At 65.1% G+C, this 15,519-nt stretch carries 15 protein-coding genes; 3 read left to right on the top strand and 12 right to left on the bottom strand.

Features of this window, described 5'->3' with window-relative positions; translation table 11 throughout:
• Positions 1-2 precede the first annotated feature (2 nt).
• Both KEC55_RS30095 and KEC55_RS30090 read right to left on the bottom strand, forming a co-directional pair.
• The gene (locus KEC55_RS30095; protein WP_282508700.1) at positions 3-992 is read right to left on the bottom strand and encodes a 2OG-Fe(II) oxygenase; all 990 of its coding nucleotides are present in this window, start codon (positions 990-992) and stop codon (positions 3-5) included.
• Between the two features lie 29 nt (positions 993-1,021).
• Entirely contained in the window at positions 1,022-2,002 is a 981-nt protein-coding gene (locus KEC55_RS30090) for a hypothetical protein (protein WP_282508699.1), read from the bottom strand.
• Positions 2,003-2,135: 133 nt separating this feature from the next.
• Here KEC55_RS30090 and KEC55_RS30085 point away from each other — a divergent pair, with 133 nt between their 5' ends.
• Positions 2,136-2,987 carry a LysR substrate-binding domain-containing protein gene (locus KEC55_RS30085; protein WP_175840895.1) on the top strand — a complete coding sequence of 284 codons (852 nt, stop codon included), beginning with the start codon at positions 2,136-2,138 and terminating at the stop codon, positions 2,985-2,987.
• A gap of 91 nt (positions 2,988-3,078) precedes the next feature.
• Here the strand turns inward: KEC55_RS30085 and KEC55_RS30080 are convergent, their stop codons facing one another.
• The 5 genes from KEC55_RS30080 to KEC55_RS30060 all read right to left on the bottom strand — a co-directional run bounded on the left by KEC55_RS30080 (position 3,079) and on the right by KEC55_RS30060 (position 8,061).
• A complete protein-coding gene (locus KEC55_RS30080) occupies positions 3,079-3,780 on the bottom strand; it encodes an ABC transporter ATP-binding protein (RefSeq protein ID WP_176048305.1) in 702 nt (233 codons plus the stop codon).
• On the bottom strand, positions 3,780-4,553 hold the full coding sequence (gene livG / locus KEC55_RS30075; protein ID WP_282508698.1) for a high-affinity branched-chain amino acid ABC transporter ATP-binding protein LivG: 774 nt from the start codon (positions 4,551-4,553) through the stop codon (positions 3,780-3,782). Before livG ends, KEC55_RS30080 begins: the two co-directional genes overlap by 1 nt.
• Positions 4,550-5,821: a high-affinity branched-chain amino acid ABC transporter permease LivM gene (locus KEC55_RS30070; RefSeq protein ID WP_282508697.1), complete on the bottom strand. Its 1,272-nt coding sequence runs from the start codon at positions 5,819-5,821 to the stop codon at positions 4,550-4,552. Before KEC55_RS30070 ends, livG begins: the two co-directional genes overlap by 4 nt.
• An 11-nt stretch (positions 5,822-5,832) precedes the next feature.
• Positions 5,833-6,759, bottom strand: coding sequence for a high-affinity branched-chain amino acid ABC transporter permease LivH (gene livH, locus KEC55_RS30065; protein WP_041493199.1), 927 nt, complete (start codon positions 6,757-6,759; stop codon positions 5,833-5,835).
• Positions 6,760-6,942: 183 nt separating this feature from the next.
• The gene (locus KEC55_RS30060) at positions 6,943-8,061 is read right to left on the bottom strand and encodes a branched-chain amino acid ABC transporter substrate-binding protein (RefSeq protein WP_282508696.1); all 1,119 of its coding nucleotides are present in this window, start codon (positions 8,059-8,061) and stop codon (positions 6,943-6,945) included.
• A 784-nt stretch (positions 8,062-8,845) separates the two neighbouring features.
• On the opposite strand from KEC55_RS30060, the gene KEC55_RS30055 reads away from it, so the two are divergent.
• Positions 8,846-9,496 (top strand): hypothetical protein, encoded by a 651-nt coding sequence (locus KEC55_RS30055; protein WP_282508695.1) that lies wholly within the window; start codon positions 8,846-8,848, stop codon positions 9,494-9,496.
• A gap of 106 nt (positions 9,497-9,602) precedes the next feature.
• On the opposite strand, the gene KEC55_RS30050 is transcribed toward KEC55_RS30055, so the two are convergent.
• On the bottom strand, positions 9,603-10,046 hold the full coding sequence (locus KEC55_RS30050; RefSeq protein ID WP_282508694.1) for a hypothetical protein: 444 nt from the start codon (positions 10,044-10,046) through the stop codon (positions 9,603-9,605).
• A gap of 111 nt (positions 10,047-10,157) precedes the next feature.
• Between KEC55_RS30050 and KEC55_RS30045 the strand changes: the two genes are divergently transcribed.
• The gene (locus KEC55_RS30045) at positions 10,158-10,418 is read left to right on the top strand and encodes a hypothetical protein (protein WP_282508693.1); all 261 of its coding nucleotides are present in this window, start codon (positions 10,158-10,160) and stop codon (positions 10,416-10,418) included.
• Positions 10,419-10,428: 10 nt separating this feature from the next.
• Here the strand turns inward: KEC55_RS30045 and KEC55_RS30040 are convergent, their stop codons facing one another.
• From KEC55_RS30040 to KEC55_RS30025, 4 genes are all read right to left on the bottom strand, one after another.
• Positions 10,429-10,941, bottom strand: a complete 513-nt coding sequence (locus KEC55_RS30040; protein WP_282508692.1) for an OmpA family protein — start codon at positions 10,939-10,941, stop codon at positions 10,429-10,431.
• A gap of 87 nt (positions 10,942-11,028) precedes the next feature.
• Positions 11,029-12,297: a diguanylate cyclase domain-containing protein gene (locus KEC55_RS30035; RefSeq protein ID WP_282508691.1), complete on the bottom strand. Its 1,269-nt coding sequence runs from the start codon at positions 12,295-12,297 to the stop codon at positions 11,029-11,031.
• Complete coding sequence (locus KEC55_RS30030; RefSeq protein WP_282508690.1) at positions 12,294-12,992, bottom strand: YfiR family protein; 699 nt, start codon at positions 12,990-12,992, stop codon at positions 12,294-12,296. Before KEC55_RS30030 ends, KEC55_RS30035 begins: the two co-directional genes overlap by 4 nt.
• Positions 12,993-13,272: 280 nt before the next feature.
• Positions 13,273-15,519: a xanthine dehydrogenase family protein molybdopterin-binding subunit gene (locus tag KEC55_RS30025; RefSeq protein ID WP_282508689.1), complete on the bottom strand. Its 2,247-nt coding sequence runs from the start codon at positions 15,517-15,519 to the stop codon at positions 13,273-13,275.

Here is a 15,519-nt window from a genome sequence, read left to right as displayed (position 1 = left end):
TCTCAGAAGGTGGCCGGGAACAGGCGCTGGTCGGCCAGATCCTCGGGCCGGATCGGTTCGAGCCCGAGACGGTGATACTGCAGTTCGGCGTCGTCCCTGAGGGCGCGCTGCAGCGCCAGCCAGTTGACGATCGTGCGCGGAATGCCGTCGTCCGACGCGAGATGCCAGAACCCGTTGTCGTCCTCGCGCGTGTACGGACAATGAAACGACAGCACCAGCGACATGCGGCGCCCGGCCTCGACCGGCTCGACACCGTGGAACAGCTTGCTGCCGTAGATGAGCAACGCGTCGCCCGCGGTATCGAGATTCGCCGTCTTTACATGCCGGCGCTCCTTGTCGTGACGATCGAACGTCTCCGCAGTCGATTCGTAGAACAGAAAGTTGCCGCCCTCGTAATCGGAGCGATCCGACAGCACGATGTTCAGCACGAAACTCGTGCCGTCGGTATGCCACATACCGAGCTGTTCCTTGCCGTCGTCGCGCGAGTCCGTCGGATAGTAGTAGTTGAACTGCGACCGCGCATTGACCATCGGATACGGGATCAGCGGCGCGCCGGCAAGACGCGACACCCTCATCAGGAATGCGCGGTCGTGCATCATGTCGTCGATGAACCGCGAGCGGTTCGTCACCGCGCGCACGCGCTTCGAGATGATCCAGTTGCTGCTCGACGCGCTGCGCTCCAGCGCGCGGCCGATCTCGCGCAACGCGCTCACCGCTTCGCTGGAGAACAGCCCGCGCAGATGGCACACCGCATTCAGCGAATCCGAGCGCGTGCCGCGCATCGGCACGTCGCGGTAGCCAAGATCGTCGAGGTTGCGGCGATATCGCACCTGGTAACCGTCGCGCAGGCAGGCGCTCGTCCAGCGCATCGGTTCCTTCGACGCATCGATCGCGCCTTCGACGTTCACGCCGGCGGACAGCGACGTCTGCAACGCGAGCCTCACGCGATCGAACCCTCGCGCAAACACCGGCAATGCATTTCCCTTGTTCATCGCGCGCCTCGCTGTCGGCAAATCGGCACTCAGCCCTTGAACTGCGCAATCTGGTACACGACGCTGCCGTCGCCGCTGCGCAGCTCGTCGATCACGCGGCAATTGCCGTGGCTCAGGCGTACGTGGCGGAATTGCTCCGGCGTGTATTTCAGGCAGACGTTGGTGATCAGATGCCCGTCGGCCCCTGCTTTCGACACCGGTTGCAGCGTGACCGCGACATGAAACTGGTCGCCGAGCAGATTGAGCCGCACGATCGACACATGATGCTCGCCCAGCGGCTCGAAGCCCTGCTGCCGGCTGACGATCTCGGAGAACCTCACCATGTTCTCGTTCCGGTAGAAGTTGTAGATGGGCTCTTCGCGCCCCTCCACGAGCAACTGCATCTCCGACACGACGTAGGTCGACTTGCCGCCGAGATTGCGGATGAGCCGGCCGATCGTCACCGGCAATTCGTTGCCTTCCTGGAACCCGAGCATCGTGATGAACGTCACGTCCTGCCCCAGGTCGATATGGTTCCACTGCACGTTGCGGTAATCGTCGGCGATGTAGTTGAAGCAGCCGGGCGTTTTCAGGAACGGCATGATCGCGTGACGCATCGCGTCTTCCGACGACTCGTTGATGTCGACGGCCGTGTAACGCAGATGGTCCGGCCCGCCGCCGCTGACGGCCTTCATCAGCTCGGTCGTCTTGACCGGCTCGGGCCCGAGCTCGATGTAGTGGAGATCGCGGCCGCGCGACAAGGTGGCCAGCCGCTCGCTCAGCTCGCCGATCGCTTCGCGCAACGAACCGTTGCCGTCGCGATCCGCGCACAACGCCGGGCTTCGTACGCCCAGCTCGTTCAGGTTGCGCATCAGCGAAAAGACTTCGCGCCCCGCTTCCCTGCGCCGCGCGTCATCGTCAGCGCGCTTCAGCGTCGAATACTTTTCGTGATTCTCGACCGTCCATACCGACTCCGCCTTCAGCTTCCTGTCCCGCACCAATGCATCTACGACAAAATCATTGATCGACATGAATCGTTCCCCGGATGCGTGCAACGCCCGACCGGCTGCCTGCCGTTGTCTGCCTGTTGACCCGAGAATATGGGATGCTCAATAATTCCGTCAATCGACATTACCTGAATCACTGATTCGGAAAAACCAAATCATGCCGCGCACCCTGGACGTCGACCTGTTGCGAACCTTCCACGCCGTCGCGAAGCTCGGCCGCTTCAAGGATGCGGCCGCCCATGTGAACCGCAGCCCGTCATCGGTCACCGCGCAGATTCAGAAGCTGGAGGAAATGGTCGCGCAGCGCCTGTTTACGCGAAACAACCAGGCGGTCGAACTCACGCAGTACGGCCACAAGCTGCTGAGCGACACCACCGAGTTCCTGCTGAGTCACGACCGGCTCGTCGAATCGCTGTCGCCGCAAATGCTGACCGGCAAGCTGCGGCTCGGCATCCCCGATTCCTACGCGGCGCACTTCATGGCGGAATTCCTGCCGCGTTTCGCCGCCGATCGCCCGTTGCTCGAACTGACCGTCGAAGCACGTTCCAGCGAGGAACTGCAGCTGCTGTTCTCGCGCGGCCAGCTCGACATCACGATCGCCGTCGTGCCGAAAGCGCCGCCGCATGCCGAGCTGCTCAGCAAGACCCATCCGGTGTGGGTCGCCGCGCGCACGTTCAAGTTCAATCCCGATGCGCCGCTGCCGATCGCGGTGCAGCTGCAGGGCTGCCCGTACCGCGATACCGCGCTGAACGCGCTGAAGAAGGCGAAGATCGCGCACCGGATGCTGCTCGAAAGCGCCAGCTCGCCGGCGGTCGAAGCCTGCATCGCGAACGGCCTCGCGGTCGGCCTGATCGAGCACGATCGCGTGTCGGGCAACCTGACGAGCCACGTCGCCGGGATCGTGCTGCCCGATCTCCCGCCGCACCTCATCACCATCCTGACGGACGACAGCAATCGCGCCGCGCTGCATCTGCGCGACGTACTGAAAAGCACGTTCAGGATCGGGTAGGAAAGACAAGGCCGGGAACCGGCCTTGCATGCGCCAGGCGTACGAACAGGCAAAACGCCGCCGGCCCGTTGCAGGCCGGCGGCTGTCGGCATCAACCGCCGAGGTAGGCCTGCTTGATGCGATCGTTCGCGAGCAGGTTCGCGCCCGTGTCCGCCAGCACCACGCGCCCCGTTTCGAGCACGTAGCCGCGATCGGCCACACCGAGCGCCTTGTTCGCGTTCTGCTCGACGAGGAACACCGTGACGCCTTCGTCGCGGATCGTGCGGATGATGTCGAAGATCTGCGCGATCACGAGCGGCGCGAGGCCGAGCGTCGGCTCGTCGAGCAGCAGCAAACGCGGCTTGCTCATCAGCGCGCGACCGATCGCGAGCATCTGCTGCTCGCCGCCCGACATCGTGCCGGCCCGCTGCGCCGCGCGTTCCTTCAGGCGCGGAAACAGCTTGAACACGTGCTCGATGCCGTCGTCGATCTCGTGACGGCTCGCGAAGAAGCCGCCCATCTTCAGGTTCTCGAGTACCGTCAGGCTCGGGAACACGCGCCGCCCTTCCGGCGAGATCGCCATCCCCTGCCGCATGATCTGGTGCGTCGACATCGCGGTGATGTCCTTGCCCTCGAACGTCACGCGGCCCGACGAGGCGCGCGGCGTGCCGCACACGGTCATCATCAGCGTCGTCTTGCCGGCGCCGTTGCTGCCGATCAGCGTGACGATCTCGCCCTTGTTCACCTCGATCGACACGCCCGCGAGCGCCTCGACCGCGCCGTAGTGCGTATGGACCTGTTCCAGCTTCAGCATCACTCTTCCCCCAGATACGCCTTGATCACGCGCGGGTCGTTGCGGACCGCTTCCGGCGTGCCGATCACGATCGGCCGGCCGTGCTCCATCACGAGGATGCGGTCGGACACGCCCATCACGAGGCTCATGTCGTGTTCGATCAGCAGCACCGATACGCCGAACTCGCGGCGCAGCTTGTCGATCAGGTGCTGCAGTTCGATCTTTTCCTGCGGGTTGAGGCCGGCCGCCGGCTCGTCGAGCATCAGCAGGCGCGGCTCGGTGATCATGCAGCGCGCGATCTCCAGACGCCGCTGGTGCCCGTACGACAGCGTGCCGGCCTGGCGGTTGGCGACCGACGTCAGCCCCATCCGGTCGAGCCACACGGCCGCGCGCTCGAGCGCCTCCTTCTCCGCGTGGCGATACGCGGGCGTCGCAAACAGGCCATGCAGCAGCCCGGCCTTCACCTTGCGATGCTGCGCGACGAGCAGGTTCTCGACCACCGTCAGCGACTTGAACAGGCGGATGTTCTGGAACGTCCGCACGAGGCCCTTCAACGCGATCTTGTGGCTCGGCAGCCCCGCGATCTGGTGACCGTCGAGTTCGACCTCGCCGCCGGTCGGCTTGTAGAAGCCGCCGACGCAGTTGAACACCGTGGTCTTGCCCGCGCCGTTCGGCCCGATGATCGCGAACACTTCATCGCGGCGCACGTCGAAATCGATGCCGTCCACCGCGAGCAACCCGCCGAAGCGCATCTGCAGCCCGGCGACCTTCAACAGTTCCGTATTCGCGCTCATTGCGGCAGCTCCACGTGGGGACGGCTCGCGGGCAGCAGGCCCTGCGGACGCCACATCATCATCAACACCATCACGAGACCGAAGATCAGCATCCGGTACTCGGCGAAGCCGCGCGCGACTTCCGGCAGCACGGTCAGCAGGATCGCCGCGAGAATCACGCCGAGCTGCGAGCCCATCCCGCCGAGCACGACGATCGCGAGGATCAGCGCCGATTCGATGAAGGTGAACGATTCAGGATTCACGAGGCCCTGACGCGCCGCGAAGAACGCGCCGCCGATACCGGCGAACGCCGCGCCGAGCGTGAACGCCGACAGCTTGATGCGCGTCGGGTTCAGGCCGAGCGAACGGCATGCGATCTCGTCGTCGCGCAGCGCTTCCCACGCGCGGCCCATCGGCATGCGGATCAGCCGGCTCGTCACGAACAGCGTGAAGCCGACCAGCACCAGCGCGATCAGGTACAGGAAGATCACCATGTGCTCGCCGCTGTATTCCAGCCCGATCAGTTCATGGAAGGTCTTCGCACCTTCGACGCTCGCCGAGCGCGCCATCTCGAAGCCGAACACCGTCGGCTTCGGAATGCTCGAGATGCCGTCCGGGCCGCCGGTGAGGCTCGTCAGGTTGTTCGCGAGCAGGCGGATGATTTCGCCGAAGCCGAGCGTGACGATCGCGAGATAGTCGCCGCGCAGGCGCAGCACCGGGAAGCCGAGCAGAAAGCCGAACGTCGCCGCGGCGATCGCCGCGATCGGCAGGCATTCCCAGAACGACAGCCCGAAATACTGGTTCAGCATCGCGTACGTATAGCCGCCGACCGCGTAGAACCCGACATAGCCGAGATCGAGCAGGCCCGCGAAACCGACCACGATGTTCAGCCCGAGGCCGAGGATCACGTAGATCAGCGCGAGCGTTGCGACGTCCACCGCGCCGCGCGAACCGAAGAACGGCCACACGAACCCGATCGCGAGCATCACCCAGATGATCACGCGCTGCTGCTGCGCGCCCATCGCGGGCAGCGCCGGCAGCTTCACGGCCGCTTTCGCGCGCACGAGCCACGGCTTGAACAACTGGAACAGGAACACGGCCGCGACCGCGATCCACACCGGCCGCCAGTGCGGCGTCAGCACGACCTGATAACCGTCGAGCTTCAACTGCAGGCCGAGCACCGGAATCGTGAGGATCGCCGTCAGGAACGCGGCGGCCACGGCATTTTTCAGCGCCTGGCCGATCGAAGCGTCGGCGGCCGGGCGGCGAACGGAAATGACTTGACTCATCTGCGTCTCCCTCAGACCTTTTCGATGTCCGACTTGCCGAGCAGGCCGGTCGGGCGGAAGAGCAGGATCAGCACGAGCAGGCCGAACGCGACGACGTCCTTGTACTCGGCCGGCATGTAACCCGCGGCGAAGGTTTCGGCGAGGCCGAGCAGCACGCCGCCGAGCATCGCGCCCGGGATGCTGCCGATCCCGCCGAGCACCGCGGCGGTGAACGCCTTGATGCCCGCGACGAAGCCGATATACGGATTCAGCTTGCCGATCGTCAGCCCGATCAGCACGCCGCCGACGGCCGCCAGCATCGCGCCGAGCACGAACGTGAACGAGATCACGCGGTTCGTGTCGATGCCGAGCAGGTTCGCCATCTTCATGTCCTCGGCGCACGCGCGGCACGCGCGGCCCATCCGCGAATGCGAGATGAACAGCGTGAGCGCGATCATCAGCACGAGCGTCACGCAGACGATCATCAGGCGCGAATACGGGATGGTCACGTCGAAGTCGCCGCCGAGATGGATGTCGAACGCGCCGGAGATCAGCACGGGCACGGACACGTCGCGCGCGCCCTGGCCGATCTGCACGTAGTTCTGCAGGAAGATCGACATGCCGATCGCGGAGATCAGCGGCACGAGGCGCGGGCCGCCGCGCAGCGGTCGATACGCGACGCGCTCGACCGCGAAGCCGTACAGGCCGGTGACGATCACCGACACGATCAGCGCGGCGCCGAGCACGAGCGGCAGCGGATAGCCGGCGGAGATGCCGATGGCGGTGAGGGTCACGAGGCCCACGTACGCGCCGATCATGTAGATCTCGCCGTGGGCGAAGTTGATCATGCCGATGATGCCGTAGACCATCGAATAGCCGATGGCGATCAGCGCATAGATCGCACCCAGCGTCAGGCCGTTGACCAGCTGCTGGGCGAATTGCGGAAAGAAGTCAGTCATGTGCGGGAAGCTCCCGTTGGCGCTGGGTCGCGTGCCGTCGCCGGATCACGGCGTTCGGCCGCGCGCAACGCACGGTGTCGTCTCGGGCCGCCCCTTGGTCGCGCAATGGGCCGATGCGCGACCAATACGCGCCCGCCCCGTCCGGGTCTCGGACAGGGCGGGCGCGCGGGCGGGTACTCCGTATTACTTGGCGGCGGTCTTCGTCGCGTCCTTGTGCCACGTGTAGACGACGAACTTGAACGCCTTCAGGTCGCCCTGTGCGTCATACGCGACCTTGCCGATCGGCGTGTCGAACGTCGTCTTGTGCATGTACGCGGCGACCTTCGTCGGGTCGGTTGTCTTCGCGCCCGCGATCGCGTCGGCGATGATCTTCACCGCTGCGTACGACGGCATCTGGAACGGGCCGTTCGGGTCGCGCTTCTTGTCCGCGAACGCCTTCACGAGCGCCGCGTTGGCCGGATCGGCCGAGAAGTCGGCCGGCAGCGTGACGAGCATGCCTTCCGAAGCCGGGCCGGCGATCGCCGTCACGTCCTTGTTGCCCACGCCTTCAGGCCCCATGAACGTGGCCTTCACGCCCTGCTCGCGCGCCTGGCGCATCAGCAGGCCCATTTCCGGGTGGTAGCCGCCGAAGTAGACGAAATCGACGCCTTGCGACTTCAGCTTCGTGATGATCGCCGAGTAGTCCGAATCGCCGGCGTTGATGCCTTCGAACAGCACGACCGGGATCTTCGCGGCTTCGAGGTCCTTCTTCACCGACGACGCGATGCCCTGGCCGTACGACTGCTTGTCGTGCAGGACGGCGACCTTCTTCGGCTTCACGTTGTTGATGATGTAGTGCGCGGCGGCCGGGCCTTGCTGGTCGTCACGGCCGATCGTGCGGAAGATGAAGTGGCGCTTCTTGCCTTCGGTCAGCTGCGGCGCGGTGGCCGACGGCGTGACCATCACGATGCCTTCGTTCTCGTAGATGTCGGAAGCCGGGATCGTCGAACCCGAGCACACGTGACCGATCACGTACTTGATCTTCTGGCTGACGATCTTGTTGGCGACGGCGACGGCCTGCTTCGGTTCGCACGCGTCGTCCATCATCACGACTTCGAACTTGTTGCCGCCCGCACCGCCGGCTGCATTGATCTGCTCGATCGCGGTCAGCGCGCCGGCCTTCACCATGTCGCCGTACTGGGCGACCGAGCCGCTCATCGGACCAGCGATGGCGATCTTCACGGTTTCCGCTTGCGCGGTGGCGGCGCCGGCGGCGAACAGCACGGCGGCGACGGAAATGGACGTAAGACGGGACAGCGTCATCTGGGAGCTCCTCGATGTTGTTTAGTCATACGGGCAAAGGCGGCATGACTTGCGCAATCGAACAGCACCCGGGGCGAGGACATGGGACACGCCCGAGACACATAGAAGACGGAACTCCAGCGGAATGTTGCGTAGCGGGGCCCGGCTCTTGCAGTCCCCGAAGGGGACGTCTGGTTCGGAAAGACATCGTGATGCGTCTTGCATTGCGCAAGCGTTTCGCCTGCCCCGCTTGCCAAATCGCGTGTTCGGAGGGATGGTCCGACAGCCATTGGCAAGGCAGTCGAAATTATATGGGCGTTTTTAAATCGTCTGTCAAAAATGCCGGTCGACCAAGGGAAAACACGTAGGTTTATGTGACGCCCGGGTGGCGATTGTGGCGCAACCTCGCGAGGCCGAGAACGTTTGCTTCGAGTGCAATCTGGTTGCGATTCGGTGCCGTGATTGGACGACGTTCCTTGCTGCGTCTGGGGTTCGGTGATTGGAAATTCCGAGTCACGCGCTTTCGGGTCGTTAAGGGTCCGATCGTTGAAAATCAATCGACTGATGATTGTGTGGGAGGGCACCAACACGGGGCGCTCCGGCCAGGCGGTAAATCCTTCTGTTTACCAACAGACCTAAACATTTTGAAAGCTGATTGATATTTCCATGAAATAATACGAACTCGCTTCTGCAATCCAGCCAGCCTTCCTGCAAGTCGCGCCCGCCGCGCCTCGCAGTCGCTTCAGGGCCGCTTCGACGCCCCTCCGTCGCCCAGCCGCCAGCCAGTGATCTGCCGTTTTGTTCAATGCACATCACCTGCTTCGGATCGCCTATGAATCACCCTATCCGCTTGTCTTCCGCCGCCGCGATTGCGTGCGCGCTTTCTGTTTCTACGGTCGCTGCTTCAGGTCGCGATACGCTGACCGATCGGTCGGCCGGCGCCAATGTGTTCCGCTCGGAGCGGCGTGCTGCTGCTCGGGATGACGGGCATGCGGCGCGCATGAGTCGTCGCCGCGTGCAGTACGCTGCGCCGGTTGAGCGCAGTCCGTTCGATACGCAGGACAAGCGGCCGTTGCGGGCGACAAGCGATGCGCTGGTGGCATCGCCGCCTTCCTCTGAACATGAACCCGATTTTGTATTGCCACCGAATCGCGTCGCACTTGGCGCGGGTGGGAGCGATAGTCTGGGTCGCGCCGTGCCTGGATATGAGCAGCGCGAGCAGAACTGGAATGAATATCTGCGCGCGAATGGCTCGCGGCCGGCTGGTAGTGGTGGCTCGTATGCGCCGCAGCGGCCGTACGACGCGCCGCGTGGTCCGCATGGGGCGCCGAATCCGTTCGATCCCTCGGTGCCTCAGCCGGAGACGCGGACGTTCTATGACAACGGCTCGGGGACGAAGTGCACGGCGACCGGCGGCGCGGGGACGTCGCGGTCGTCTTGCAATATCGGCTGGTGACGTGTGGCGTTGGGTGGCCGCGGTTGCGGCTGCCCTGCTCGCTATACGGCCTCAGGCCGAATCGATTGAAGAAGGCGGTACGAGGTTCTCAAAGGACGGCGCCAATCTACTCGGCGTCACCCTGTTCGCTATAACGAATCATGACCGGCTGCGAAGGCGTTCCCGTCGCCGTCATCGGCTCCCGCAGCCCGAGGCGCTCGTCTTCTGCAATCCGGTCCAGCACATCACTGACAAAGCCGAAATAACGGCAAACTTCATTCCGGTCGCCATCGAAATCGATGGTTGGACAGGCGCCTAGCTCAGGGCCACCTCTCCAGGTGAGGTGAATGATCGAGTAACGCCCCGATTCGTCAGTGTGAGCGCAAAGAACGTCGTCGTTACTGAGGGCATGCGCCATCACCATCAGCTTGCGTCCATGAAATGGGTGGTCTGGGTGAAGCTCTACGTCGAGTTCTGCCTGGATTCGCGCATGGTCGAGATCACACTCCGAGTGCGGGTGCTCAAATTCGCACCAATCCTCGGGCAACGTAAAGCCGTTCTGCTGCTCCATCGAGCCCCCCCTATCAACGACGCCAAATAACCCTGTTCCATGAGCCGTTTTCCACCTTCTCCGGCGCCATGAAGGCCCAAAGCGAATGACACCGAGCGCAGCAATAGTACATTGCAGGCCCTGCTGAACCGGCCCATTCGGAATCAAAAGGAGGGGAGCAATTTCCGCGAGGACTCGGCCGGTAACGGCAGCCTCCCGACATTGCGAATATTGCTGATCTTCCAGACGCGCTACGAACTGTTTGCGATCAAGCCTGGAACGGTAACCGAAGATGGCGCCAAATCCGGTTCCGGTGTTTTTGCTCGGCGGGCAACACGCACGCCGCTATACGAAGCCGGTCGACCGATCGTCGTCACGGTGTGCCCGGCATGAGGCACTTCCCTTACCTCGGCGAAACCACGATCGCCGCCCGCCGATTCTGCGCCCGCCCCGCCGGCGTCTTGTTATCCCCTACCGGATCGAGTTTCCCTCTCCCGACGATCGCGATCTGCTTCGCGTCCATTCCGACATCGACAAGCTCGATCGCCACCACCTCCGCCCGCCGCCTCGACAACTCGAGATCGTATTTGTCCTTCCCGTCGTCATCCGAGTACCCATAAACCCGCACGCCATTGATCCCCGCCGACCTCAACGTCCGCCCGATCCGCTCGACGATCCGCCGCACATCCGGCTTGAGGTTGTACCGGTCGAAATCAAACAGAATCGGCCCGGTCGACCCGAACTCGAACCCCTGTCCAGTCTCCTGGAACCCGGCCGACTTCAGCGCCGTGACCTGCGTCTGCGTCAGCCCGCGATGAAGCGGCGGCGGCGTCTTGCAGCCCCCCAGCAGCATGCACAGCAGCAATGCGCTTCCCACGCATAGCCGCCCCATGCTCACAGGAAACGAGTGGTTCATTTCGCATCCCCTTCGAGTGCGCCCTTGTTGAGCGCACTTCTTGTTGATCGCTGCTGCAGCCTCGCCCGCAGCACGAGACGTTAAACCTCAAGCCGACCGGAACGCGCTCTCCGCCAATTGCCACGAGCCCGGCCGCGCGCGCTTGGCGCGGTACATCGCGGCATCCGCCGCGCGCAGCAAGCCGCTCGCGTCCGATGCGTGATCGGGATACAGCGCAACGCCGGCACTCATCATGGTGGCCACCACGCGGCCGTCGGACAGCTCGATCGACGGCGCCATGCCGGACAAAATCTCGTCGGCGATCCGGCACACGCTGCCCGCCTCAGGCACCGCCGCCAGCATCACCGCAAATTCGTCGCCGCCCAGGCGCGCGACGAGATCGGCCTCGCGCACCTGCGTGCGCAGCCGCGACGCGATGCCGATCAGCACCGCGTCGCCGGCGTCGTGGCCGAGACAATCGTTGATCTCCTTGAAGCGGTCGCAGTCGAGATACAGGACGCCGACCCGCTGCCCCGTCAGAGTGGCGTCGCAAAGCGCAAGCGCCAGACGCGACTCGAACTGCACGCGGTTGGGCAATCCCGTGAGCGCATCGTGCGTCGCCTTGTGTTCGAGCGACGCGTTCTCGTCGCGCAACGTGTTCTGCCAGTCTTCGAATTCGTCGAGCAATGCATTGAAGTCATCGCCGAGCTGGTTCAGTTCGGCGATCGCCACCGGCTCGACGCGTCGCGCGAACGCACGCTCGCGACGCACCGCGTGCGCCACGCCTGCCAGCGCGCGCAGCGGCGAAACGATATTGCGCAGCAGACGCTTGGAGCTCACATACGCGCCGAGCACGCTGACGGCCAGGCAGCCGAGAATGCCGCCGACGCCACCCAGCAGGAAGCCGAAGAACTGGTGGCCGCGCCCGCGCACGACAACGTGTCCGACGACGATGCCGTCGTGCGTCACCGGCACGGTCACGGGCCCGGGCAGCGCCGCGTCGGCGACGGCACGTTCGAGTCGCGCGATCCCGTTTCCGGCGGGCAGCTGCCACGTCGCGAACGGTTGCCCCTTGCTGTCCGTGACGACCACCTGATCAACATCCTCGTCGCCGGCGATCAATCCGATCGCCTCGTTCGCCGCGACGCGGTCGCCGAACACGAGCGCCGCCTCGACCGTATAACCGAGCGAGCGCGCCAGCAGGTTCAGGTTGTTGCCCGCATACGCACGCAACGCGATCACGGCGACGACGATCAACGACACGGCCGCCATCGCCACCGCGACGAACGCAAGGCGCAGGTGCGCGCGACGCAACACGCTTTGCAGCGTCGGGCGCGGCATGCGCGAGGCGGAAACGGGGAGCGCGGACCGTGTCATGGCGTCACCGGCCGTCGGGCGAGGTTGAGCACGTTCGGGTGCACGCGCACGCCGCTGCGCGCGACGGCATCGAGATTGATGTCGAACGACACGCGATCGCCGTCGACATTCAGGCAGAACATGCCGCCCGCAGTGCAGGAAGGATCGTGTTCCGAAATCGTCAGCACCGGATGACCGGCCACCACGGCCCTCACTCGCGCGCGTTCATCGTTGCTCAGCGTGCCGAGGTAGACGGCGTCGCACGCCATGCCGAGCGCGGGATCGTCGGGGCTCACGCGCTGCACGTCGACCAGCGTCGAGCCGGCCTCCAGCGTGTCGGTCAGGCCGCGCGCATAGTCAGGCCGGCCCGTGACGCACAGATGCAGGCGAACGGGCGTGGTCGGCCAGCGCGTGAAGCTGATGATGCCGAGCACGACCTGGCGCACGGTCGTGTCGTGAGACGAAACGGAAGGATTCGCGGGGCTCGCGGCGGCTGCAATCTGCACGGTGTCGACCGGATCGTCGGGATTGGCGGGCGCACCGGCGAGCACGGCGGGAGCCGCACCCAGAGCGCAAACGATTGCGAACAACGCGTGGCGCAGCGAAGCGGTTCGGCCAAGACGGCCGCACACCGTGCGCGCGGCGATGGCCGCCGCGGCCGCTGGCGTCGCTGCAGTCGCGAGACTGACAGTCGACGCGCACACTTTCGCATCCATGATGGCAACATCCGCTGGCGTCGCTCTGGCGCTGCCTCCCGCCTCCCTCCATGCGCGTGCAGGCACCGAATTACGCGCACGATTTCTTCATCTTAGGTAAAAATTCGGATGACCAAGCAGTGGGAAACACCCGATAAAACGTCGGAAAGTATGCGGAACCGGTGTTGATTCACGACGATGCGGGCGCGCGTGCCGGCCGGCGTCGATACGGTGTCGACGCCGGCAAATTGATCAGTGGATTGGATGCCCGTGCGCGGCAAACTTCATACGTTCTCGCGCGCTACGCGATCGCCGACAAATCGAACGGCGTCTCCCGCAACCGCTTCCCCGTCAGCCGGAACACCGCGTTCGCAATCGCGGGCGTCACCGCCGGACTCGACAGTTCGCCGACCCCGCCCGGCTTCGCCGGATCGCCCTGCACGATATGAATGTCGGTCGCGGGCATGTCGCTCATCCGCATCACGCGATACGTATCGAAGTTCGACTGCTGCACGCGGCCATGCCTGAAATCGATGCGATCGGACGTTGCATGGCCGAGCCCCCACATCAGCCCGCCGTACAGTTGCTCGTCGACGCCGGCCGGCGACACCGCTATCCCGCAATCGGCCACGCACGTGAGCTTCTCTACCTTCACCGCGCCGTCCTTGCGCACGACCCGCGCGACCACCGCGACATAGCTGTCGTATGCCTGGTTCGTCGCCACGCCGAGCGCGACACCCTCCGGCAGCGGCTGTCCCCAGCCCGCACGCCGTGCGGCTTCGCGCAGCACGGCCGCATGACGCGGCCGGTCGCGCATGTGCGCGAGCCGGAACTCGATGGGGTCGCGCTTCGCTGCATGCGCGGCTTCGTCCATCACCGATTCGACGGCGAACACGTTCGGGATGTAGCTCACCGCGCGAAACCAGCCGGTCGGCACACCCGTCTCCATCCGGATCCAGCCGATGTCGCGATGCGGCGCCGAATACGCGAACTCCCATTGGGTCATCGCTTCGGTCGTGCTGAAATCCATCCGGTCGGTGCGCTCCAGATAGCCGGGCTCCCACTGCTGCGGCGACGCGGGCATCACGCCGCGCAGCCACAGCGACGCCAGATTGCCCTGCGCATCGAGCACCGCACGCGCACGGTGGTAACTCGCCGCGTGATAGAACAGCGCACGCATCTCGTCCTCGCGGCTGTTCATCAGCTTCACGGGTTTGCCTGTCTTCACCGCGAGCCACGTCGCCTCGAACAGCCAGTACTTCGATTCGCGAGCGCCGAAGCTGCCGCCCGACACGAGTTCGTGCAGCGTCACGCGATGCGCGGGAATGCCGCCGATCACGTCGGCCGCCTCCATCGCGGTGGACGGCACCTGCAGCCCGCCCCAGTACTCGATGCCGCCGTTGCGTGCCCACACGGTGATATTGATCGGCTCAAGCGGATTCGCGGCTTTGTGCGGCATCGAATACGACGCCTCGATCGTGCGTGCGCCGGCCGCTTTCGCCTTCGCGGGATCGCCGTCGGCAATGGTCGGCACGACGCGCGCGGCCGGATCGTCGACCCATGCGGCCTGACGCGCGGCAAGCGTACTGCTGTCGAATGTCGCGAACAGGCTGTCCTCCCATTCGATCGTCAGCGCGGCCTGCCCGCGATGCGCGGACCAGTAGTCGTCCGCGAGCACCGCGACGCCGGCCTGGTTGCCGCCGAGCACGTCGGGGCGCGGCGGAATCTGCAGCACCTCGCGCACGCCGGGAATCGCGAGTGCGGCCTTCGCATCGACGCTGCGCACACGGCCGTCGATCATCGGGGCGCGCGTGACGACCGCGACCAGCATCCCCGGCAGCGACACGTCGATGCTGTACGGAAACGACCCGTCGGCCTTCTGCGCGGCGCCGCGCTTCTTGCGCAGCTTGCCGATATAGCGGAACTGCGCGGGATCCTTCAGCACGACATCCTTCGGCGCAGGCAACTGCGCAGCGGCCTGCGCGAGCGAGCCGTATGTCGCGCGGCGCCCGCTCGCCGCGTGCAGCACGGCGCCGTCTGCCGTCGTACACGCCGATACGGGCACGCTCCATTGCCGCGCCGCCGCTTCGACGAGCATCGCACGCGCGGTCGCGCCCGCACGCCGCAGCCGGTCGTACTCCATCGCGACGCTCGTGCTGCCGCCGGTCGAGAACACTTTCCACAGCGGGTGAATGTAGTCCGCGAAGAACGGATCTTCCGGCGTGATCACATCGACACGGTACGGATCGACGTCAAGCTCCTCGGCCACGACCGCCGCGAGCGCGGTGCGCGTGCCGGTGCCCGAATCGTGCTTGTGCACGACGAGCTTGATCGTGTCGTCGGGCAGCACGCGCACCCATGCGTTCGGTTCGAATTCACCTGCGGACGGATGCGGATCGCCGCTCACGTTCTTGCCCGCGGCCATCGCATCGGGCATCCGGAAGCCGATCGCGATACCGGCGGCGATCAATGCGGAACCTTGTTTGAGAAAACGCCGGCGCGGCGCGTCGTCGGTGTGCTGCGTATCCGGTGCACGATCGTTACGCAT

It is taken from the genome of Burkholderia cepacia, from assembly GCF_029962485.1.
Lineage (GTDB): Bacteria > Pseudomonadota > Gammaproteobacteria > Burkholderiales > Burkholderiaceae > Burkholderia.
The sequence above is the reverse complement of the archived record's forward strand: the minus strand, read 5'-3'. Positions and strand labels throughout refer to the sequence as shown.